Genomic DNA, 22013 nt, shown 5'->3' with positions numbered 1-22013 from the left:
GCCGCACTCCGCTCCCGGGCGCCCCCGGGGCCCCCTCAGGTCCGGTCCGCCGCCGGTGTGTGATTGCCCTGGAGGCGTGCGAGGTCCGAGGGGCGGACCTGGATGACGAACAGCGCGATCAGCGCGCCGACCAGGGTGAACGCGGACGCCACGACGAAGGCGGTACTGATGCCCGAGGTGAGGACCTGGTCGCCCCAGGGCTTGGGGAGTTGTCCGGTGCGCCGGAACAGGGCCTTCTGCACCGGGCCGGCGGTGCTGAGGAACTCCGGTATCTGCTGCTTGGCCTCGTTGCGGCTCGCCGTGCCGTAGACGGTCACCAGGATCGACAGGCCCAGTGAGCCGCCCACCTGCTGCATCGTGTTCAGCAGTCCGGACGCGGCGCCCGACTCCCGGTCGGTGACGTTGGACAGGGCCATCAGCGTCAGCGAGACGAACTGCAGGCCCATGCCGAGGGCGAAGAGCAGCATCGGCCCCAGGATGCTCCCGAGGTACGTCGAGTCGACGTCGATCTGCGTCAGCCAGGCGAGGCCGGCCGCCGAGGACAGTGCGCCGGTGACCATGAAGGGCTTGGGGCCGAGCTTCGGCAGCAGTTTCGCGGTCAGGGCGGCGCCCACGGCGATCACGGCACTGACCGGCAGGAAGGCGAGGCCGGCCTGGATCGGGCTGAAGCCCAGCACGATCTGCACGAAGAGGGTCAGGAAGAAGAACATGCCGAAGATCGCGCAGGCGAGCATGAGCATGATGCCGTAGGTCCCGGCCCGGTTGCGGTCGGCGAACATGTGGAGCGGGGTGATCGGTTGCGGCGAGCGCCGTTCGTTGAGGATGAAGAGGGTCAGCAGGACCACGGCGGCGCCGAAGGAGCCGAGGGTGATCGGGTCGCGCCAGCCCTCCTGGGACGCCCGGATGAAGCCGTAGACCAGCGAGACCATGCCCAGCGTGGACAGCAGCGCGCCCGCGAAGTCGAAGTGTCCCGGGTGGCGTTCGGACTCGCGCAGGACCTTCGTGGCCAGCAGCGCGATCACGATGGCGATCGGGACGTTGACGAAGAGCACCCAGCGCCAGTCGAGCCACTCGACGAGGACGCCGCCCGCGAGGAGGCCGATCGCGCCGCCGGCGGCCGAGACTCCGGCGAACACGCCGAACGCCCGGTTACGGGCCGGGCCTTCGCGGAAGGTGGTGGTGATCAGGGCGAGGGAGGTCGGTGAGGCGATGGCGCCGCCGACGCCCTGGAGGGCGCGTGCGGCCATCAGCTGGCCCTCGTTCTGGGCGAGTCCGCCGAGGAGCGAGGCGAGTCCGAAGAGCAGGACGCCGAAGATGAAGACGCGTTTGCGGCCGAGGATGTCGCCGGTGCGGCCGCCGAGGAGCAGCAGTCCGCCGAAGGCGAGGGTGTAGGCGTTGACGACCCAGGAAAGGCTTTCGGTCGAGAAGTCGAGAGCCGTCTGGATGTGTGGCAGCGCGATGTTCACGATGGTGATGTCGAGAACCACCATGAGTTGGCAGGAGGCGATGACGAACAGGGCGAGTCCGCTGCCGCTTCCCCGGACCTTGCCTTCGGTCCCGCTGTTGCTCGGCGATGCGTTCGGATCCACCTTTTCGACGCTAAGCCCGCGCCTCTGGGGTCACCACTCGAACAGCCTAGTAGTGGTGACATTTCACATGTCACACTACGATCATGGATGACTTTCTTCGGCTCTCCGCGAGCACGGCCCGCTTCACCCACGGCGCCCCGCGCGCCTTCTCCTTCGGGGACGACGGCCGACTGCTCTGGTTCCTGCGGTCGACGGGCCCCACCGACGCCTTCGACTCGCTCTGGGTGCTGGACACCACCACCGGCGCCGAGACCCGGCTCGCCGATCCCCGCGAACTGTGCGCCGAGCCCGGCCCCCTCCCCGACGCCGAGCGCCGGCTGCGCGAGCGGACCCGGCTCGTCGCCGCCGGAATCGGCTCGTACGCCCTCTCCGGTGACGGCCTGCGCGCCGCCTTCGCGCTGTACGGGCGGCTCTTCGCGGTGGCCGCGGGCGGCGCCGGCACCCCCGAGGAGATCCCGGCCGCCGGACCCGCGCTGGACCCGCGGCCGAACACCGACGGCTCGCGCACCGCGTACGTCGCCGACGACGTCCTGTACGTCGCCCCGGGCGGCCGGATCAGCCCCGACGACGGGGCCCGCTGGGGCCTCGCCGAATTCGCCGCCGCCGAGGAGCTGAGCCGCCCCCGGGGCCACTGGTGGTCCCCCGACGGGGTCACCCTGCTGGCCGCCCGCGTCGACGAATCCGCCCTCCAGCGGCGCTGGTTCGCCGACCCGGCGCACCCGGAACGGCCCGCCGAGGACTTCGCCTACCCCGAGGCGGGCGGCCCCAACGCCGACGTCCAGCTGTGGGTGCTCGGCGAGGGCGGGACCCGGATACGGCTCGACTGGGACGCCGACACCTACCCGTACGTCTCCGACGCGGGCTGGGAGTCCGAGACCGAGATCCTGCTGACCGTCCAGGACCGGCTCCAGCAGAGCGTGCTGCTGCTCTCCGCCGACCCGGCCACCGGCCGTACCCGGGAGCTCTCCCGCACCACGCACCCGCGGTGGGTGGACCCGCTGGTCCCCGGCACCCCGGCCCGCCTCGCCGACGGGCGGATGCTGACCGCGGCCGACACCCCGGACGGCGCCGCCCGCGCCCTCGCGGTGGACGGCGCACCGCTCACCGGGGACGGGATCCAGGTCCGTGCCGTCGCCGGGGTCCACGAGGGCCGGCTGCTGATCGAGGCGGGCCTGCGCGACCCGTCCGAGCAGCAGGTCCTGCTGCTGGACCCGGACACCGGGAAGCTGACCCCGCTCGCCGACGGGCCCGGCGTGCACACCGTGTCCGCGTCGGCCGGGACCCTGCTGCTGACCACCGCCGACGCCGACGGGGTACGGCGCACCGTACGCACCCCCGACGGGCGGGAGTTCACCCCCGCCGACCTGTCCCAGCCGCTCCCCCACCGGGTGGAGCCCGTCCTGGAGCGGGTCACCGAGCACCGCGTCCCCACCGCCCTCGTCCTGCCGCGCGACCACGTCCCCGGCCGGAAGCTGCCCGTCCTGATGGACAGCTACGGCGGCCCCTGCGCGCAGGACGTCACCGCCGACCCGCGCCGCTGGCAGCACCGCCAGTGGTGGGCCGACCAGGGCTTCGCCGTCGTCACCGTCGACAACCGGGGCACCGCCTACGTCTCGCCCGCCCACACCCACGCCCTGTACCGCGGCTTCTCCGAGATCACCCTCGACGACCAGGTCGCGGCGCTGCACGCGCTCGCCGCCCGCCACACCGACCTCGACCTCGGCCGGGTCGGCATCCGCGGCTGGTCGTACGGCGGGTACCTCTCGGCCATGGCCGTGCTGCGCCGCCCCGACGTCTTCCACGCGGCGGCCGCCGGGGCCGCGCCGACCGACTTCCGGCACTACGACACCGCGTACACCGAGCGGTACCTGGGCCTCCCGCAGGAGCACCCCGAGGTGTACGAGCGGGACTCCCTCATCCCCGACGCCCCGAAGCTGTCCCGCCCCCTGATGCTGATCACGGGCCTGGCCGACGACAACGTCCACCCCTCGCACACCCTGCGGCTGTCCCAGGCCCTGACGGACGCGGGCCGACCCCACCAGCTCCTGGCGCTGCCCGGAGTCACCCACATGACCCCGGGCGGCATCCGGGAGAAGATCATGGCGCTGGAACTCGACTTCTTCCGCCGCGAACTCGCCTAGTGCCGTGACCGGAAAGGTTTGCCGGGTCGTGTTGTCCGGTGCGGTGCATCTCCCCCAGCTACCGCTGGGAGGGGCCCCCGGGCGGAGGGCCACGGCTCGTACCGGACGTACCGCCGTGGTCCGACAACGCGGCGAGGTGCCGTGCCGGGCAGCGCGACCCGGTGAATCTTTCCGGTCACGGCACCAGGTCGTCGCGGCCCTGACCGACCTGCCCGCCGGCGGGGCGGTCAGGGCTGCGGGGCGAACACGATGCGCACCAGGGCGATGACGACCAGCATCGCCACCGGTGCGTACCACCAACGCCGCAGCCGGCCCGTGTTCACACCGGCCGCCGTCCCCGCGAGGGCCATCAGCTCCACCACCAGCCCGAGCCCCGCCATCAGCCGCGCGGTGCCCGTCACCGTACGATCCCAGGGTCCTTCGGACTGGGTGAGCACCGCGTTGAGCACGAAGAACCCCGCCACCGCGTGCAACCCCACCAGGACGGTCGCCCACGCGGCCGTGGCCACATGAGCGCGCGTGACCCGCGCTGTCCGCTGCTCAGTCATTCAGCGCCCGCCTCGCGTTCTCGATGTTCGCCCCGAAGCCACGACCGTAGTTCTGCGCCTCGTCCGTGCGCCAGCCCGGTCCGCCGTTGTACCTGGCGGCCAGTTCCTGGTACTGGGCGGGGGTCATCTCCTCGGCGGGTACGTCCGCGAACGAGCTCTCCGCCTTGAGTTGGGCGAGGTACTCGGAAGCGATGTAGATGTTCGTCGAAGGGTTCTGCGTCGCCCTCTGGATCTCGTCCCTCTGGTTCCGCGTGAGATTCTCCGGGTCGTAGCCGAGCACTTCCGCGGAGCGGCGGAGCTGGATGGCGATCGGCCCCATGGACGTCTGGTCCGCCTCGCCCGACAGGTGGGCCTTCTCCGCCAACCACTGGAACTCCGGCCAGACCTCGTACTGGCTCCGCCGGTAGTTCACCGCGATGTTGTCGGCCCACTTCGGGTCGCCCTGCACCTCCTTCCAGGCGATTCCCGCAATCATGTCGGCCGGCAGACCCGTGTACGCGGCCGCGTCCCGGATGTGCGCGCGGTTGGCGCGGATCCACTCGCGCCGGTCCTCGTCCGAATCCGACGGCAGCCACTGGTTCTGGTCCATGGCGGGCGGTAGTCCCGCCAGCCGGGACCGGATCTCCCTCAGCTTGGGGGACACGGTCTCCTGGCCGACGTTCGGGGCGATGCCGTCGACGCGTGGGCCGGCGCCGGGGAGCGCGGCGTTGGGGTCGTGTGCGGCCTCCCCCACCTCCTGCCTCAGCGCGGGCATCCCCGCGAGGAGCACCGAAGGGTGGGGCAGGTCGCCCCGGAAGTCGGGCAGGTCGCGCTGTGCCTTGCCCAGTTGGGCCACGCACGTGGTGCGCGCCTCGTGCTCGATGCGTTCGGCGTCGCCGAAGGCCTGCTTCGCCCCGTTGTACTGCTGCTCCGCCTCGTCACGGATCTCGTCGACGTCGACCGTGATCTCGGCCAGCCAGTCGAGGACGCCGGTGCGCTTGCGGAGGTCCTCCCACTGCCTCATCGGCTCGGCCCGCTGCGCCGTTTCGGTCACCGGACTGGCCACCCGCGCCATGACCCTGGACAGGGCGCGCTCGTTCGACAGGCCGCTCTCGTAGCGCCCTTTGGCCCGGCCCACCGCTTCGGCGTAGTCCACCAGCGCGGCGTGGACACCGCGGAAGGCGCCCGACAGGGCGGTGGCCAGCTTCTCGGCCTCGCCGAGCCGCTTGACGTAGAGCTGCTCGGCGTCACTCACCCAGTGGGTGCGCGTCGCCTTCAGGAAGGCCGAGTCGGCGGATTCCAGCAGCAGATGGAGCCTGCGGTACTCCTGGGCGGTGCGTTCGATCAGGGGAGGACTGCACAGTTCGAGGAACTCGACCTCGGTGCGGTAGGTCATGCCGGTCACCTGTCCTCGGCGGGTATGAACCGGCCGTTGTCGAGAACCGTGCGGAACGCGCCTTCCGCGGCGAGGTCGGTCTGCGCGTAGTCACCACCCGCCACCTTCAGCTTGGTGGCCAGCGCGGCCAGGAGCGAAACGGTGTCCAGGTACTGGTCGTTGCCGAACCGCGCGAAGGAGTCCAGAGCGGTGGACACCTCCTGGTGCGAGCGTGGCACCCGGGCCATGACCGTCATCTCGCCGTCGGGCCGCCCCGCGTACAAGAGCCCCGCCAGTTCCACGAGGAGGTGCGAATTCCCGTTGATGGACGCGGCGTTCGCCACATATCCGTCGCTACTCGATGTCATGTCCGCCCCTAGATCATTTGCGGTGAATGATGTTACGGGACACGGCGCGAACACCCGGGTAGCGGAAGGACCCGGGGCCGATCGTGTCGGCTCCGGGTCCTCCCCCTTCCTTCCCTCGGGTCCCCGTCAGTCACCGGGGAAGTGGCAGGCCACCTCGCGGGCGGCGGCGGGGCGCAGCGGGGGGCGGTCGGTGCGGCAGAGCTGCTGGGCCTTGGGGCAGCGCGGGTGGAAGGTGCAGCCCGGAGGTGGAGCGGCCGGGCTCGGCGGGTCGCCGAGCAGCACGATCCGCTCCCGCCGCCGTTCCGCCGCCGGGTCGGGCAGCGGTACGGCGGACAGCAGCGCCCGGGTGTACGGGTGCTGCGGGTTCTCGTAGAGGGACTTCTTGTCCCCGATCTCGACGATCCTGCCGAGGTACATGACGGCGACCCGGTCGCTGACCCGTTTGACCACCGACAGGTCGTGCGCGATGAACACGTAGGCGAGGCCGAGTTCGGCCCGTAGCCGTTCCATCAGGTTGACGATCTGCGCCCGCACGGAGACGTCCAGCGCGGAGACCGGCTCGTCGGCGACGATCAGGCGAGGGCTGGTGGACAACGAGCGGGCGATGCCGATGCGTTGGGCCTGACCGCCGGAGAACTCGTGCGGGTAGCGGTCGATGTGCTCCGGGATCAGTCCGACGAGCTCCATCAGTTCGGCGGCCCGGCGGCGGGCGTCCCCCGCGCTCCAGCCCTGTACCAGCAGCGGGTCGGAGATGATCCGGGACACGGTCTGGCGCGGGTTGAGGGAGGAGTGCGGGTCCTGGAAGACCATCTGGATGTGCCCCCGCAGCGGACGCATGGCGGACGGGGAGAGGCGGCTGATGTCCTTGCCCTCGAAGGCGACCCGGCCCGCGGTGGGCTCCAGCAGCCGGACCAGCATCCGGCCGGTGGTGGACTTCCCGCAGCCCGATTCCCCGACCAGGCCCAGGGTCTGCCCGGCCGCCAGGTCGAAGGAGACCCCGTCGACGGCGCGCACGGGCGCCCCCCGGCGCCCGGTCACGGATCGTCGGCCGGGGAAGGTCATGGTGAGGTCCTGGACGGACAGCAGCGGTGCGGCCGGGTCGGGCCCTGCGGCGGTCGCGGCTGCCGCAGGGGCCGTGCCTTGGGCCGCGCCTTGGACTGCGGCGTTCGCGGAAGAATCGGCTCCGACGGTCATCGGGACACCCCCGGGGCGGTCGAAGGGACCCCGGGCGCGGAGCCGCCCGGTGAGGTCGCGGTGGATCCCGCGAAATGGCACGCGGCCAGCCGCCCCCGCGCCCCGTACGGTGCGGGTTCGGGCCGCTCGCCCGAGCAACGCGCCCTCCGGTCGGCCGGGCCGGCGGCGGCCACGGGGCAGCGCGGTGCGAAGGCGCAGCCCGGGGCGGGCGTGAGCAGGGAGGGCGGGGAGCCGGGGATGAAGGGCAGGGGGACGTCGTCGGCGGTGTCGAGGCGGGGCAGCGAGTCGAGCAGTCCTCGGGTGTAGGGGTGGGCGGGGTCGGCGAACAGATCGTCCGCGGGGGCCTGTTCGGCGGCACGACCGCCGTACATGACGAGCACCTCGTGGGCGACCCGGGCGACGACGCCCAGGTCGTGGGTGATCATCACGACACCGAGGCCGCGCTCCTGCTGGAGCCGGGCGATCAGTTCCAGGATCTGCGCCTGCACGGTGACGTCCAGGGCTGTGGTCGGCTCGTCGGCGATCAGCAGGTCCGGTTCGCAGGCCAGGGCCATGGCGATCATGGCGCGCTGGCGCATGCCGCCGGAGAACTGGTGCGGGTACTCCCCGGCGCGGCGGGCCGGTTCCGGGATGCCGACCTCGCCGAGCATGTCGACGGCGCGTTTGCGGGCGGCGGCCCGACCTGCCTTGAAGTGCACCCGGAAGTGCTCGGCGATCTGCTCGCCGACGGTGTAGTAGGGGTGCAGGCTGGAAAGCGGGTCCTGGAAGATCATGGCCATCCGGCGGCCGCGGACCTTGGACAGTTCCCGTTCCGGGAGCCCGGTCAGCTCCCGGCCGGCGAGGGCTACGGAGCCGCTGACCTCGACCGGGCCACGGTGCAGGCCCATGACGGCGAGCGAGGTGACGGACTTGCCGGAGCCGGACTCGCCGACGATGCCGAGGGTGCGGCCGGCTTCGACGGTGAAGCCGATCGAGTCGACGGCCCGTACGGTGCCGCGCTCGGTGGTGAAGGTGACGCGCAGATCGCGTACGTCGAGGAGCGGAGCGGCGGTGTCGGCTGCCATCAGTACCTCACTCTCGGGTCGATGACGGCGTACAGGAGGTCGACGAGGAGGTTGGCGACGACGATGAAGAAAGCGGCGAGCAGGGTGACGCCGAGGACCACGGGCTGGTCGGAGTTGACCAGGGCGCCGTAGAACAGCCGCCCGATGCCGGGGAGTCCGAAGATGGACTCGGTGATGACCGCTCCGGCGAGCAGGCCGCCGAGGTCCATCCCGAAAATGGTGAGGATCGGGGTCATGCCGGAGCGCAGCCCGTGTTTGACGACGACCGTGCGCTCGGGCATGCCCTTGGCGCGGGCGGTGCGGATGTACGGCTCGGCCATCGCCTCGATCATCGACCCGCGGCTCTGGCGGGCGTACATGGCGGCGTAGAGCAGGGCGAGGGCGATCCAGGGCAGGGTCAGGTTGGTGGCCCAGGCGAGCGGGTTGTCGGAGAAGGCCTGGTAGGTGGGGTAGGGCAGGAGGCCGGCGACGCGGATGACGCCGTAGATGAGCATCACGGAGGTGAAGTAGACGGGCAGGGAGGCGGCGGCGACGGCGCCGACCATCAGGGCCTTGTCGGTGGCGGTGTCCTTGCGCAGGGCGGCGGTGACCCCGGCGCCGAGGCCGAGGAGCAGCCACAGCACGGCGGCGCCGACGGCGAGGGAGGCGGAGACCGGGAGCCGGTCCATGAGCAGGTCCCAGACGGGCAGCGAGTTCTCGTAGCTGTAGCCGAGGCAGGGGAAGTCGCAGTCGACGGCGTACTGGCCGGTGCCCAGGGTGCGGCCGGTGAAGATGCCGGTGAGGAAGTCGGTGAACTGCCGCCACAGGGGCTGGTCGAGGCCCAGGTACGCGCGTACGTCGGCCAGACGTTCGGCGCTGCAGGTCTTGCCGCAGGCGGCCGCGGCCGGGTCGGCGGGCAGCACGTAGAAGATGAGGAAGGTGACGGCGGCGATGGCGAGGAGCACGCCGACGAGGGCGAGCAGCCGGCGGGCGAAGTAGAGGATCAACTGCGGCCGCCCCTCGGGTCGAGGATGTCGCGCAGGGCGTCGCCGAGCAGGGTGAAGGCGAGCACGGCGAGGAAGAGGAAGACGCTGGGGATGACGAAGTACATGGGGTCGGTCTCGTAGTAGGCCACGGACTCGGCGATCATCTGGCCCCAGGAGGGGGTGGGCGGGCGGACGCCGACGCCGAGGTAGCTGAGGGCGGCCTCGGTGCTGATCATTCCGGGGATCAGCAGGGTGGTGTAGGCGATGACCGGGCCGGAGACGCCCGGGAGGATGTCGCGGGTGAGGATCCGCCAGGGGCCGGAGCCGCCGACGCGGGCGGCGTCGACGTACTCGCGGTGTTTGAGGGAGAGGGTCTGGCCGCGGACCACGCGGGCGACGCCGGGCCAGCCGAAGACCCCGATGACGGTGGTCATGAGGACGATCCGGTTGACGTCCTTGGCCACGGACAGCATCGCGATCATGAAGATCAGCGAGGGGAAGGACATGGTCAGGTCCATGAGCCGGGACAGGATCGTGTCGGTGCGGCCGCCGAAGTAGCCGGCGGCGATCCCGGCCGCGGTACCGGCGACCACCACGATGGCGGTGGCCGCGAAGGCGATCAGGAGGGAGACCTGCGCGCCGTTGATCACGCGGGCGAACAGGTCGCGGCCGGTGACGGGTTCGACCCCGAGCCAGTGCTCGGGGCTGATCCCGCCGAGGGCGCCGAGCGGCTGGCCGCCGAGGTAGGGGTCGATGGCGGTCTTGTCGAACTCGTTCGGGGACCAGCCGCCGAGGGCGCCCAGCCAGGGGGCGGTGGCGGCCATCAGGACGAAGAGGAGGACGACGCCGAGGCTGACGCGGACGGCGGGGCGGCGGCGCAGTTCCCGTCGGGCGAGCTGCCAGGGGCTGCTGCCGGACGCTGCCGCGGGCCGGACGGTGGCGGCATCGGGGGCGGGGGCCGGGACCGGGTCCGGGCCGTGGGCTGTCGCGCCGTCGGGGGCCGGGCCCGGGTTCGGGCTCGGGCTCGGGCTCGGGCTCGGGCTCGGGCTCGCGGCAGCGGCGGCGTCCGGGGCCGGGGGGCCTGCGGTGGCCTGGTGTGCCCGGTCCTCCGGGACCGGTGCGGTGGTGGTCATGGCGTCCAGGGCTCCGGCTTCCTCAGCCCTGGCTCTTCGCCGGGTCCTTGAGGCCGACGGTTCCGTAGTCGATGGTGCCGGTCCACACGGGGTGGCCGAAGGCGCCGGCGATGTTGGTGCCGACGAGGAGCGGCTTGCGCTCCAGGAGGAGCGGGACGTTCGGGGACTTGGCCATCAGGGCGGCGTCGAGGTCGATCCAGGCCTGGTTGGCCTCCTTGGCGTCGGCCATGGCGTTGATCTCGTCGATCCGCTTCATGGTCGCCTCGTCGCGGAACTGGCTGTAGTTGCCCTGGTTGCCCTTCTCCTTGATGGTGCGTCCGTCGAAGACGAACGGGATCCAGGTGGAGCCGGAGGGGTAGTCGGGGCACCAGCCGGTGAGGGTCATGTCGGGGGTGGTGGAGAGGTCACCGATGACGTCGTAGTAGGCGCCCGGGTCGACGGTGTCGATGACCACCTCGATGCCGGCGCGTGACAGCCCCTGCTGGATGGCCTCCGCCTTGCCCTTGTCGCCCGTGGAGACGGACAGGGACACCTTGAGCGTCTCCTTGCCGGCGGCCTTGAGGAGTTCCTTGGCCTTGGCCGGGTCGCCGGCCGGGGCGATCTTCAGGACGTCGGCCTGCTTGCCGCCGGAGAGGGCCGGGGGCAGGTAGGCGGTCGCGATCTCGTTGAGGGCCGGGCCGCCGCCGGCGGTGATGACGGCCTCCTTGTCCACGGCGTACTGCATGGCCTCGCGGACCTTCGGGTCGTCGAAGGGGGCGCGGGAGTTGTTCAGGTGCAGCATCTCCGTGCAGCCCTGGGACTCGGCGAGCAGCCGGGCCTTGACCTCGGGCTTGGGCAGCACCTTGGGGGCGCTCTCGGGGCGCATGTCGGCGTACTGGACGGTGGAGGCGTCGGCGCCCTCGCCGGCGATGATCCGGTCGTCGATCTGGCCGCCCTTGAGGCCCATGACGACGACGAACTTGTCCGGGTAGGCCTTGCGGACGGTGTCGGTGCCCGGGTCCCAGTGCTCGTTGCGGACGAGGACCAGCTTCTTGTCGCGGTCGTACGACTCGATCTTGTACGGGCCGGAGGAGAACGGGCGGGCGTCGTACTGGGTGCCCTTCTCCTGGGCCTGGGGCACGGGGGCGAAGGTGGGCAGGGTGGCGGTCGCGGAGAACTCGGCGACCGGGCGCTTGAGTTCGAAGACGATCGTCCGGTCGTCGGGGGTCTTGACGGAGTCGAGGTGCTGCCCCTGGAGCGGGCCCTTGTAGCCCTCGGTCCCGGCCAGGTACTGGGCGGCGTAGTCGGGGCCGCCGGTGAGGTCGGGGCTGAAGGAGCGCTCGACGTTGTACTTGATGTCCTGGGCCTTGACCGGGCTGCCGTCCTCGTACTTCACGCCCTCCTTGAGGGTGAAGGTCCAGGTGCGGCCTCCGTTCGAGGAGGTGCCGAGGTCGGTGGCGAGGTCGGGGACCAGCTCGCTGCCGGCCTTTCCGGGCTCGGCCTTGAAGGTGACGAGCGTGCGGTAGAGCAGCCGGGTGCCGAAGTCCATGGTCGGCATCGTCCAGTTGCGCGCGGGGTCGAGGTGCGCGAAGTCCTGGTTGGACAGGACGGTGAGGGTGCCGCCCTTGACCGGGGTCCCGCCGAGGATCTTGCCGTCGTTGGCGGCGGCGGGGTTGGCACCGCCCGCGCCGGCCGAGCCCTTCTTGGTGTCGGAGCAGCCCGAGGCGCCGAGTGCGAGAGCTGCCACCAGGGCGGTGGCGAGGGCGAGTTGGGTGCGCTTGGTCATGGTCACTCCAGTGAAGGGCCGCGCTCTAGGATGTGACCGGTAACATAGTAATGTGAAATTGCACTGACAAGGGGTGGGGGCCGCCGTTATCCAGCCGTGTCCAAAACGGGCGGGCGGCGCGTCGGCACGACAGCCGACCCGGCGGGCGGGAACATGCCCGATGTGATCACCACGACCAAGGGCACACGGTGGAACAGGAGTTCACGGCGCCGGGAGTCGGGGCGGCCGGAACCGGGGCGGCGCGACTTCCTCACCGCGGTGGGGGCCGCGGCGGCGACCTTCGCGCTCGGGGTCCCCGCACGCGCCACCGACGCCGCCCGGGACGCCGCCACGGCCGTCGAGTACGTCGACGTCCAGCTCCTCGACATCACCGACCTGCACGGCTTCCTGCAGGGCGCACCGGGCAGCAACTCCGTCATCGTCGGCAACGGCGGCATCGGCTACACCGTCGGCGGCGTCGCGTACATGGCCGCGCACCTCGAACGGCTCCGCGACGGGCACCCCAACTCCCTCTTCTTCACCCCCGGGGACGCCTTCTCCGGCTGGGAGTTCGACGCCGCCGCCTTCGCCGACGAGCCGACGATCGAGGCCCTGAACCGCATGGGGCTCGACTTCGCGACGGCCGGCAACCACGAGTTCGACAAGTCGCCCGCCATGCTCCGGCGCCACATGGAGCAGGGGATCCCCTTCCCGGTCGAGGGCCGCGACACCTCCTTCACCGACTCAACCGGCCTGCGCTTCCACGGCGCCGACTTCCGCTACTACAGCGCCAACCTCGTCCGCGCCCAGGACGGGGGGACGGTCCTGCCCGCCTACAACATCGAACGGGTACGCACCGCCGACGGCCGGGAGCTGCCCATCGGGTTCATCCACCTCACCGCCGTGGGCGCCGAACGCTTCCCCGGCTCCTACCAGCCGGGGCTCGCCACCCTCGACGACGTCGCCACCGCCGACCGCTACGCCGCGCTGCTCAAGAGCCAGGGTGTGAACGCGATCGTGCTCAGCCTGCACGACGGGGCGGTGGCGGGAGCCGACTTCAACAGCGGCGTCGACCCCTCGGGGCCGGCCCTCGACCTCGCGCTACGGGTCTCCCCCGACATCGACGTGATCGTCACCGGGCACTGGCACACCCGGTTCAACATGATGGTCCCCGACCCGAACGGCGTCCCCCGCCCGTTCGTCGAGGCCGGCTGCTACGGCCAGGTCATCAACGAGATCAACCTACGGCTCGACCCGCTCACCGGCCGCGTCGTCCGAGAGCTGACCGTCTCCACCAACCACCCCAACACCCGGGACATCGCACCGCATCCGGAGCTGCAGGAGGTCGTCACCTACTGGGCGGGGCAGGCGGCCGAGCGCGACAGGACCCCGATCGGACGGCAGACCGGCTCGTTCCTGCGCGCGCGGAACACGGCCGGCGAGAGCACCATGGGCAACCTGGCCGCCGACTGGGCGTTGTGGGCGGGCAGCAGGCCCACCGATCCCGAGAACGACGCCAACATCCACCCCAACGTCCCGGCCGAGCTCGCCGTGGTCGCCGCGGCGCCCCGGGTCGGCCAGACCGTCGTCGCCGGGGACCTCGTCCTCGATTCGGCCTCGGGCGGCGTCGTCACCTTCGGCAGTGCCTGGCGGGCCATCGGCTTCGGCGATCCGATCGTGAGCGCGTGGGTGAGCGGGGAGCGGATCCACGACGCGCTGGAGGAGCAGTGGACGACGACGGAGAGCGGCGAGCTGCGCTTCGCGCCCCTGGCCGTCTCCCGGAACGTGCGCTACAGCTTCGACGCGGGGGGCCCGGTCGGGGACCGGGTGCACCCCGCCGAGGTGTTCGTCGGCGGCGTCGCGCTGGACCTCGACCGCAGCTACCGGCTCGCGGCACCCTCGTACACCCTGCTCGCGAGCGACGGCTATCCGGCCCTCTCCGCGTTCGAGGAGCCCTTCCGGCACCAGCGGGACTTCGAGAGCTTCGTGGCGTACGTGCGGGAGACGGCCGTGCTGACCCCGCAGCCCCGGGGGCGGGTCACGGTGGCGGCAACGAGCGGCGGGGCGGGCGCGGTGGGCACCGTGGTGGACCCGCCGGTGCCGCTCCTGCCCGACGGCACCCCGGTACCGCGCCCGGAGGCGGCGATCATCTCGGCGGACCGGCCACGGCCGGCCCACGACGGCGGCCGCGCACCCTGTTGATCGGCGCGAACCCCCTGCGGGCTACTGCACGCCCGAGCCCAGACCGCCGGGGACCCGGCCGACCGGCTCGTCGCGGCCCTGGGCCCACAGGGAGCGCACGTGGCCGAGGTGGCGGAGCATGCACTCCTGCGCCGCCTCGGCGTCCCCGCTCAGCATCAGGTCGAGCAGCTCGATGTGCTCCTCCGCCGAGGAGACCAGCTTGCCGGCCTCGTCCAGTCCGGTCAGACCGTAGAGCCGGGACCGCTTGCGCAGGTCGCCGACCGTCTCCACCAGCCGGTCGTTGCCCGCGAGAGCCAGCAGGGAGAGGTGGAAGCGGCGGTCGGCCTCCAGGTAGCCGATGAGGTTGTGCTCGCGCGCGCTGGTGACGATCTCCTCGGCGATGGGGCGCAGCGCCTCCAGCGCCTCGGCCGTGGCGATCTTCGTGATCCGGCCGATGGTCGGCACCTCGATCATCGTGCGCAGTTCGGTGAACTGGTCCAGGTCGCGCTCGCTGACCTCGGTGATCCGGAAGCCCTTGTTGCGGACCGGTTCGACCAGCCCCTCCCGGGCCAGGTCGAGCATGGCCTCGCGGACGGGGGTGGCCGATACGCCCAGTTCGGCCGCGAGGCCCGGTGCGGAGTAGACGCTCCCGGGGCGCAGCTCACCCGCTATCAGCGCGGCCCGAAGGGCGTGGCCGACCTGGTCGCGGAGGCGTTCCTGGGCCTTGATGAGACTGTGCTGCTTCAGGTCACCCATTGCTTTTCCTCCGAGACCCCCGTACACCACCGACGAGGAGAGGAACAGCGTACAATGTCACGTTGCGCTGCTCACACTCCGGCGGCCTCGTACAGCGCGACCGCCACAGCGAGATCTTCCCAGGCCATGCCCACACTCTTGAAGAGCTGTGGACAACTCGGCGTCCCGCCCGCCGGGATCCGACCGCCGACCAGGTCGGCGAGGGTGCCGCTGATGTGACCGGGTCCGATGGCTCCCTCGGCCTCCGGGACCAGCAGGTCCCCCGCCTCGCGCAGGGCCGCCGCCCGGGACTCCACGTACACCGCCGCCCGTCGCACAAGGGCGGTGTCCGTCTCCCGGGCCGTCGGCTCGTGCGAGCCGACGGCGACGACGGTGGCACCCGGCCGGACCGGACGCCCGTCGAAGAGCGGCTCGCGCGCCGTGGTGCAGCAGATCACCAGATCGGCGTCGGCCACCTCCTTCGGGGTGCCCGTCCGGGCGGCCGGGCCCAGGGTGCGGGCGTACGCGGCGAGCTCCTCCGCCCGCCCGCGGTCCCGGGCGACCACCACCACCTCGGCCAACTCCCGTACGGCGAGGGTCGCTTCCAGATGTCCGTACGCCTGGGGCCCGGATCCGAAGAGCACCAGCCGCAGCGGGCGACCCGCCGGCGCCAGGTGACGCAGCGCGAGGGAGGAGACCGCCGGGGTGCGCAGGGTGGTCAGCGCCGCGCCGTCGAGCAGGGCCAGCGGGCGCAGGGTGGGCCCGTCCAGCAGGAGGTAGGAGCCGGTGATCCGGGGCAGCCCGCGGGCCGGGTTGCCCGGCGCGACCCCGGCGATCTTCACCCCGGCGTACGCGCCGGACGCGGCCGGCATCAGCAGCAGTTCGCCCCCGCCGGGCACCTCGATCGCGGAACGCGGTGGGCAGCTCTCCGGGTCGAGTCCGCCGAGCAGGGCGGCGGCCACGGCGTCGGCGGCCGCCGCGGGACCGATCAGCTCGGCCATCCTCCCCGCCCCGAGCTGCGGGATGCCCGTCACAGCAGGAATCCGGTACCGAGCGCGTCCTGCGGGTCCACCACGAAGGTGTGCTCGCCGGTGCGGTGGGCGGTGCCGGTGACCTCGGTGACCCCGCCTGCGGAGATCCGCCCGGTGAACACCGTGCCCGTGACGGACTCGTGCAGCAGGTCCTCCTCCGGACCGAGCCGCCCGTCCTGCGCCAGCAGCGCGAGCCGCGTCGAGGTTCCCGAGCCGCAGGGCGAGCGGTCGACCTGCCCGTCGGCGAACACGGTGACGTTGCGCTGGTGCGGCCCGAAGGGGGTGTCGGGCAGCTCCTCGTGGAGGATCACCCCGTAGACGCCGGAGAGCAGCGGGCCGTCCGGGTGCCAGGTGGCGGGATGGGTGGCCAGCGCCGCCCGGATCTCCTGTCCGGCCCGCACCAGGGCGGGCAGCGCCGCCCGGGTGACATCCAGGCCGAGGTCGCGCGCGCGGACGGCGGCGTAACAGGCTCCGGCGTACGCGATGTCCACCTCGGCGAGCCCGAACGAGGTGGCGACCGGCACCTTGCGGGCGCCGACCACCGCCGGGACGTTGCGGAAGGTGACCCCGGTGGTGCGGCCCCCGGCGCGATGGACGGTGGCGGTGACCCGTCCCGACGGTACGTCGATGCGCACCGGGACGTCCCCGTCGTCCGGGGCGGCGACCCGGCCGGTGTCCACGGCCCAGACCCCGAGCGCCATGGTGCCGTGGCCGCAGGCGGTGGAGTAGCCGTCCTTGTGCCAGAACAGCACGCCGAAGTGGGCCCCGTCGTCGTCGGCCGGGACCACGAACCCCCCGTACATCCCGGCGTGCCCGCGCGGCTCCTGCACGAGCAGGCGCCGTACGTCGTCCAGGGCGCCCCGGCGCGGAGCGGTCCCGGAGCCTCCCGGACCGATGGCCGTGGCGCAGCGCTCGGCGACGGTGTCACCCGCGGCCGGCGGCATTCCCGCCGCGGCGGTGTCGACGATCCGGAAGGGCTCGCCGGCGGTGTGGTAGTCCACCGTGCGGACGGTGATCACAGGAGGAACCCTCCGGGGAAGGGGTCGGCCGGGTCGAGGAAGTACTGGGCGGTGCCGGTGATCCAGGCCCGACCGGTGACGGTGGGGATCACGGCGGGGAGCCCACCGACGGTGGTCTCCGCGACCAGCCGGCCGGTGAACTCCGTACCGATGAAGGACTCGTTCACGAAGTCCGTGTCGAGTTCCAGGAGGCCGCGGGCGTGCAGCTGGGCCATCCGCGCGCTGGTCCCCGTACCGCAGGGCGAACGGTCGAACCAGCCGGGGTGGATGGCCATGGCGTGCCGGGAGCGACGGGCGTCGGAGCCGGGGGCGGCGAGGTAGACGTGCTTGACCCCGGCGATGGCGGGGTCCTCGGGGTGGACGGGCCGGTCCGGGCCGGCGTTGATCGCGTCCATCACCGCGAGCCCGGCGGCGAGCAGGTCGTCCTTGCGCGCACGGTCGAAGGGCAGTCCCAGGGAGTCCAGTTCGACGAAGGCGTAGAAGTTGCCGCCGTAGGCCAGGTCGTAGGTGACCGTGCCGAAACCGGGGACCTCGGTCTTGAGGTCGAGGCCGACGGCGAAGGAGGGCACGTTGGTCAGGGTGACGGCGGTGGCCGCCCCGTCCTCGACCCGGACGTCGACGCTCACCAGCCCGGCCGGGGTGTCGAGCCGGACGGTGGTGACCGGCTCGACGACCGGGACCATGCCGGTCTCGACGAGGACGGTGGCCACGCCGATGGTGCCGTGCCCGCACATGGGGAGCAGGCCCGACACCTCGATGTAGAGGACGCCGTAGTCGGCGTCGGGGCGGGTCGGAGGCTGCAGGATGGCGCCGCTCATCGCGGAGTGCCCGCGCGGCTCGTACATGAGCAGGGTCCGGACGTGGTCCATGTGCTCGATGAAGTGGAGCCGCTTCTCGGCCATGGTGGCGCCGGGAATCACCCCGACTCCCCCGGTGACGACCCGGGTCGGCATGCCCTCGGTGTGCGAGTCCACCGCGTGGTAGACGTGACGCGTGCGCATGTGCGGTTCCCCCGATGACTAGTTGAGGCCCTCGGCGAGGGCCTTCTCGGTGGCGGCGCGGACGGCGGCCTCGATCTCGCCGGTGAGCGGGAAGCGCGGCGGGCGGGTGGGGCCGCCGGGGCGCCCGGCGAGGTCCATGGAGAGCTTGATGGCCTGGACGAACTCCGTCTTGGAGTCCCAGCGCAGCAGCGAGTGCAGGGACTTGTAGCGCGGCAGGGCGGTGTCGAGGTCTCCGGCGACGGCGGCCCGGTAGAGCTGGGCGCATGCGTTCGGGAGCGCGTTGGGGTAACCGGCGATCCAGCCGACGGCGCCCGCGAGGGCGAGTTCGAGGAGGACGTCGTCGGCGCCGATGAGCAGGTCGAGGCCGGGGGCGAGCTCGGCGATCTCGTAGGCGCGGCGCACGTCCCCGCTGAACTCCTTGACGGCGACGATCGAGCCGTCGGCGTGCAGCCGCGCGAGCAGGTCCGGGGTCAGGTCCACCTTGGTGTCGATGGGGTTGTTGTACGCGACGACGGGCAGCCCGGCGCGGGCGACCTCGGCGTAGTGGGCGCGTACGGCGTCCTCGTCGGCCCGGAAGGCGTTGGGGGGCAGCAAGAGTACGGAGCCGGCGCCGGCCTCGGCGGCCTGGTCGGCCCAGCGGCGGGCCTCGGCGCTGCCGTAGGCGGCGACGCCGGGCATGACGCGGGCGCCGTCACCGGCCGCCTCGACGGCGGTACGCACGACCCGCGCCCGCTCCTCGTCGGTGAGGGTCTGGTACTCCCCGAGAGAGCCGTTGGGGACCACGCCGTCGCAGCCGTTGGCGATCAGCCAGGCCACGTGTTCGGCGTACGCGTCGTGGTCGACGGTGAGGTCCTCGCGCAGCGGGAGCGCGGTGGCGACCATGATTCCGTGCCAGGGACGGGTGCGGGGCGCGGGGGTGTGCGCGTGGGTCATGTGAGAGCTCCCTAGTGTGGTGTGTGACATTTTACTAGTGGGTGCGGCGCGGCCACAAGGGCCCCGGCGCCCCGATCAGTGCGTGGCGGGCGGAAGTTCGGCGAGGTGGCGCAGCGGAACCGGACAGGACAGCGGCCGCCGGTCGGCCGCGGGCTCGTCCCCGGCCAGGGCCGCGACGGCCGGACCGCACATCCGGCCCTGGCACCAGCCCATCCCGGCCCGGGTGAGGAGCTTGACCGTACGGGCGTCCCGCGCGCCGAGCTCGTCCGCCGCCTCGCGGATGCGCCCGGCCGGCACCTCCTCGCAGCGGCAGACCACGGCGTCGTCCGGGAGCCAGCCGGTCCATCCCTCGCCGGGGCGGTGGGCGGTGGCCATCGCGTCGGCGAAGGCCCGCATCCGGGCGCGGCTTCGGACGAGGCGGGCCCCGGGCGGCGCGCCCGCCACCGAGTGCGCGGCCAGCTCGCCCTCGATCATGGCCAGTTGGGCTCCGCCGATGCCCCCCGTCTCGCCCGCCGACCAGATGCCGGCGACGGAGGTCCGCTGCTCGGCGTCGAGGACGAGGGCGACGGTGCCGTCGGCGGACAGGCGGGTCTCGCAGCCGAGGCCGGTGGCGAGTTCCAGCTGGGGCACCAACCCGTGGCCGACGGCGAGCGCGTCGCAGGGGATCCGGCGGGCGGTGCCGGGCAGCGGCCGCCAGTCCCGGTCGAGCCGGGCCACGGTGACGGCCTCGACCCGGTCGGTGCCGTGCGCCTCGGTGACGGCGTGCCGGGTGAGCAGCCTGACGTGGTGGCGGGCCAGCGCCCCGGCGTAGCCGGCCGCCTCGACGAGCTTGCCGGGGTTGCGCAGCAGGGCGGGGACCTGACCCGCGTACGCGGTGTAGGCGGCGGCCTCCACCACGGCGGGCACGGTGGCTCCGGCGGCGGCGAGCGACCCGGCCACGGCGAGCAGCAGCGGCCCGCTGCCGGCGACGACGACCCGCTTGCCCGGCAGGACCAGCCCGCCCTTCAGCATCGCCTGCGCCCCGCCGGCCCCGACCACTCCGGGCAGGGTCCAGCCGGGGAAGGGCAGTTGCCGCTCGTAGGCGCCGGTGGCGATCAGCACCGCCCGGGCGGTGACGGTGGCGGCCTCCTCCTCGGGGGCGTGACCGGCGACGGCGTGCAGGATCCACTCCGTGACGGGGGCGGCGGACCCGCGGCGCGTCACGGCGGCCCGGCCCGGTACGACCGCCCACACAGGGTGGAGCGGGAGGTAGGTGATGCGGCCCTCCGAGACGTGGGCGCGCAGGGCGGCCTCACGGGTCGCGAACCGCGGCCAACCGTGGTGGAGCGCCTCGGGCCGGGCCGCGCCCAACCCCGGGGCGGGATGGCGGTAGAACTGCCCGCCGGGCCGGTCGCCCGCGTCGAGCAGGGTGACCCGCAACCCGAGGCCCGCGGCCGTGACGGCTGCGGCGAGGCCGGCCGGACCGGCCCCGACGACGGCCAGGTCGACGAGCCCGGCAGCGGCGGCGGGTTCAGACGGCGAGGTCGGCATGGCCGGTTCCCTCCTGGGTGGTGACGGAGTCCCCCGGCCGGGCCGGGAGCAGGCAGGCGCGTCCGTTCGGGCGGCCGTTGACCGTGACGAGGCAGTCGTAGCAGCTGCCGATCCCGCAGAACGCGCCGCGCGGGGCGCCGCCCTCCCGGGTGGTCCGCCAGGCCAGGATGCCCGCGCCCCAGAGCACGGCGGCGATGCTCTGACCGGGCAGGGCGGGCAGTTCCCGGCCGTCGAAGGTGATCTCGTACGCGGCTGCCGGGCTGCCACCGACCAGCGAGCGGGGGCTGCGCATCAGTGCTGCTCCTCGGGGGTGTCGGGGTCGGCCGGTTCCGCGGGGAAGCGGTCCGGGCGGAACGGGTGCGCGGGGAGCGGCGGTTCGGTCCCCGTCAGGGCGGCGGCGATCAGCGCTCCGGTGGCCGGGGCCAGGCCGATGCCCGCGCCCTCGTGACCGCAGGCGTGCAGCAGCCCGGGACGTCGGGGGTCCGGGCCGATCGCCGGGAGGTGGTCGGGCAGGTAGGGGCGGAAGCCGTGGTAGGCGCGCAGCACCCGGACGTCGGCCAGCACGGGGAAGAGCGCCGCGGCCTGGCCCGCGAGCCGGCGCAGGGCCTCCGTCGAGAGGGTGCGGTCGAAGCCGACCCGCTCCCGGGTGGCGCCGATCAGGACCGGGCCGGAGGGGGTGCCCTCGACCACCGCCGAGGACTGCAGGGCGGCGGAGCCGCTGGCGACGTCCGCGATGTAGTCGGCGGCGTAGACCTTGTGCCGGACCACCCTCGGCAGGGGTTCGGTCACCAGGACGAAGCCGCGGCGCGGGAGCACGGGCAGGTCGACCCCGGCCAGCGAGGCGACGCGGCCGCCCCAGGTGCCGGCCGCGTTCACCACGGCCGAGGCGAGGAGTTCGCGGTGCGGTGTGCGCACGCCGCGTACGGCGCCGCGGTCCAGCAGGATCTCCGTCACCTCCTCGCCGAGGTGCACCTGGGCACCCGACGCGGCCAGCAGTCGGGCCGCCGCCTGGGCGGGCTGGACCTGGGCGTCCTGCGGGTAGTGGAAACCGCCCGCGAGGCCTGGGGCCAGGTGGGGCTCCAGGTCGCGCAGGGCGTCCGCGGCCACCTCGACCGCGTCGACGCCGGCCGCGCGCTGGCCCTCCGCGAAGTGCCGTAGGGCTTTCACGGTGGTCTCGTCGGGGGCGACGACGAGCCCGCCCTTGGCCTCGTACTCGACCTCCCGCGGCAGGATCGCGGCGAGTTCGGTCCACAGCCGGGTGGACAGCAGGGCGAGGTCGAGTTCGGGTCCGGACTCCTTGTCGGAGACCAGCAGGTTGCCTTCACCGGCACCGGTGGTACCGCCCGCCACGGGGCCCCGGTCGACCACGGCGACGGAGAGTCCGGCGCGGGTCGCGTAGTAGGCGCAGGCCGCCCCGACGACGCCGGCGCCGATGATCACGGCGTCCAGGGAGTGTCTCTTGAGCACGGCAGTAATATGTCAC

19 protein-coding genes are annotated in these 22013 nt (G+C 72.9%); 2 read left to right on the top strand and 17 right to left on the bottom strand.

Annotated features, from left to right (window positions below; translation table 11 throughout):
- Positions 1-35: 35 nt before the first annotated feature.
- Entirely contained in the window at positions 36-1589 is a 1554-nt protein-coding gene (locus ACGFYY_RS23855) for an MFS transporter (protein WP_393712126.1), read from the bottom strand.
- A gap of 83 nt (positions 1590-1672) precedes the next feature.
- Here ACGFYY_RS23855 and ACGFYY_RS23850 point away from each other — a divergent pair, with 83 nt between their 5' ends.
- Positions 1673-3730, top strand: a complete 2058-nt coding sequence (locus ACGFYY_RS23850) for an alpha/beta fold hydrolase (protein ID WP_393712124.1) — start codon at positions 1673-1675, stop codon at positions 3728-3730.
- A gap of 227 nt (positions 3731-3957) precedes the next feature.
- Here ACGFYY_RS23850 and ACGFYY_RS23845 read toward each other — a convergent pair whose 3' ends face one another.
- The 8 genes from ACGFYY_RS23845 to ACGFYY_RS23810 form a co-directional block, all read right to left on the bottom strand.
- Positions 3958-4278, bottom strand: coding sequence for a hypothetical protein (locus tag ACGFYY_RS23845; protein WP_393712122.1), 321 nt, complete (start codon positions 4276-4278; stop codon positions 3958-3960).
- Positions 4271-5653 carry a hypothetical protein gene (locus ACGFYY_RS23840; protein WP_393712120.1) on the bottom strand — a complete coding sequence of 461 codons (1383 nt, stop codon included), beginning with the start codon at positions 5651-5653 and terminating at the stop codon, positions 4271-4273. The genes ACGFYY_RS23845 and ACGFYY_RS23840 overlap by 8 nt, the downstream gene beginning before the upstream one ends.
- A 5-nt stretch (positions 5654-5658) precedes the next feature.
- On the bottom strand, positions 5659-6000 hold the full coding sequence (locus ACGFYY_RS23835; RefSeq protein ID WP_365274755.1) for a hypothetical protein: 342 nt from the start codon (positions 5998-6000) through the stop codon (positions 5659-5661).
- 126 nt (positions 6001-6126) lie between these two features.
- On the bottom strand, positions 6127-7194 hold the full coding sequence (locus ACGFYY_RS23830) for an ABC transporter ATP-binding protein (protein WP_393712118.1): 1068 nt from the start codon (positions 7192-7194) through the stop codon (positions 6127-6129).
- The gene (locus tag ACGFYY_RS23825; protein ID WP_393712116.1) at positions 7191-8258 is read right to left on the bottom strand and encodes an ABC transporter ATP-binding protein; all 1068 of its coding nucleotides are present in this window, start codon (positions 8256-8258) and stop codon (positions 7191-7193) included. The genes ACGFYY_RS23830 and ACGFYY_RS23825 overlap by 4 nt, the downstream gene beginning before the upstream one ends.
- Positions 8258-9244, bottom strand: coding sequence for an ABC transporter permease (locus ACGFYY_RS23820; RefSeq protein ID WP_365274749.1), 987 nt, complete (start codon positions 9242-9244; stop codon positions 8258-8260). Before ACGFYY_RS23820 ends, ACGFYY_RS23825 begins: the two co-directional genes overlap by 1 nt.
- Positions 9241-10356: an ABC transporter permease gene (locus ACGFYY_RS23815; protein WP_393712113.1), complete on the bottom strand. Its 1116-nt coding sequence runs from the start codon at positions 10354-10356 to the stop codon at positions 9241-9243. Before ACGFYY_RS23815 ends, ACGFYY_RS23820 begins: the two co-directional genes overlap by 4 nt.
- 22 nt (positions 10357-10378) lie before the next feature.
- Positions 10379-12121 (bottom strand): ABC transporter substrate-binding protein, encoded by a 1743-nt coding sequence (locus ACGFYY_RS23810; protein WP_365274746.1) that lies wholly within the window; start codon positions 12119-12121, stop codon positions 10379-10381.
- 258 nt (positions 12122-12379) lie between these two features.
- Here ACGFYY_RS23810 and ACGFYY_RS23805 point away from each other — a divergent pair, with 258 nt between their 5' ends.
- Positions 12380-14302 (top strand): bifunctional metallophosphatase/5'-nucleotidase, encoded by a 1923-nt coding sequence (locus ACGFYY_RS23805; RefSeq protein WP_393712288.1) that lies wholly within the window; start codon positions 12380-12382, stop codon positions 14300-14302.
- A gap of 21 nt (positions 14303-14323) precedes the next feature.
- On the opposite strand, the gene ACGFYY_RS23800 is transcribed toward ACGFYY_RS23805, so the two are convergent.
- The 8 genes from ACGFYY_RS23800 to ACGFYY_RS23765 form a co-directional block, all read right to left on the bottom strand.
- Positions 14324-15037, bottom strand: coding sequence for a GntR family transcriptional regulator (locus ACGFYY_RS23800; RefSeq protein ID WP_365274743.1), 714 nt, complete (start codon positions 15035-15037; stop codon positions 14324-14326).
- 71 nt (positions 15038-15108) lie between these two features.
- Complete coding sequence (locus ACGFYY_RS23795; RefSeq protein ID WP_393712110.1) at positions 15109-16017, bottom strand: ornithine cyclodeaminase family protein; 909 nt, start codon at positions 16015-16017, stop codon at positions 15109-15111.
- A 29-nt stretch (positions 16018-16046) separates the two neighbouring features.
- Entirely contained in the window at positions 16047-17066 is a 1020-nt protein-coding gene (locus ACGFYY_RS23790; protein ID WP_393712108.1) for a proline racemase family protein, read from the bottom strand.
- Positions 17063-18067, bottom strand: a complete 1005-nt coding sequence (locus ACGFYY_RS23785) for a proline racemase family protein (RefSeq protein WP_393712106.1) — start codon at positions 18065-18067, stop codon at positions 17063-17065. The genes ACGFYY_RS23790 and ACGFYY_RS23785 overlap by 4 nt, the downstream gene beginning before the upstream one ends.
- 18 nt (positions 18068-18085) lie before the next feature.
- Positions 18086-19000, bottom strand: coding sequence for a dihydrodipicolinate synthase family protein (locus ACGFYY_RS23780; protein ID WP_393712105.1), 915 nt, complete (start codon positions 18998-19000; stop codon positions 18086-18088).
- A gap of 75 nt (positions 19001-19075) precedes the next feature.
- Positions 19076-20530: an NAD(P)/FAD-dependent oxidoreductase gene (locus ACGFYY_RS23775; protein ID WP_393712103.1), complete on the bottom strand. Its 1455-nt coding sequence runs from the start codon at positions 20528-20530 to the stop codon at positions 19076-19078.
- On the bottom strand, positions 20511-20822 hold the full coding sequence (locus tag ACGFYY_RS23770) for a (2Fe-2S)-binding protein (protein ID WP_365274726.1): 312 nt from the start codon (positions 20820-20822) through the stop codon (positions 20511-20513). Before ACGFYY_RS23770 ends, ACGFYY_RS23775 begins: the two co-directional genes overlap by 20 nt.
- Positions 20822-21997 carry an NAD(P)/FAD-dependent oxidoreductase gene (locus ACGFYY_RS23765; RefSeq protein WP_393712101.1) on the bottom strand — a complete coding sequence of 392 codons (1176 nt, stop codon included), beginning with the start codon at positions 21995-21997 and terminating at the stop codon, positions 20822-20824. Before ACGFYY_RS23765 ends, ACGFYY_RS23770 begins: the two co-directional genes overlap by 1 nt.
- Positions 21998-22013: the final 16 nt, after the last annotated feature.

The organism is Streptomyces sp. NPDC048331, from assembly GCF_043201215.1.
GTDB lineage: Bacteria > Actinomycetota > Actinomycetes > Streptomycetales > Streptomycetaceae > Streptomyces.
This window is presented reverse-complemented; position numbering and strand designations above follow the sequence as displayed.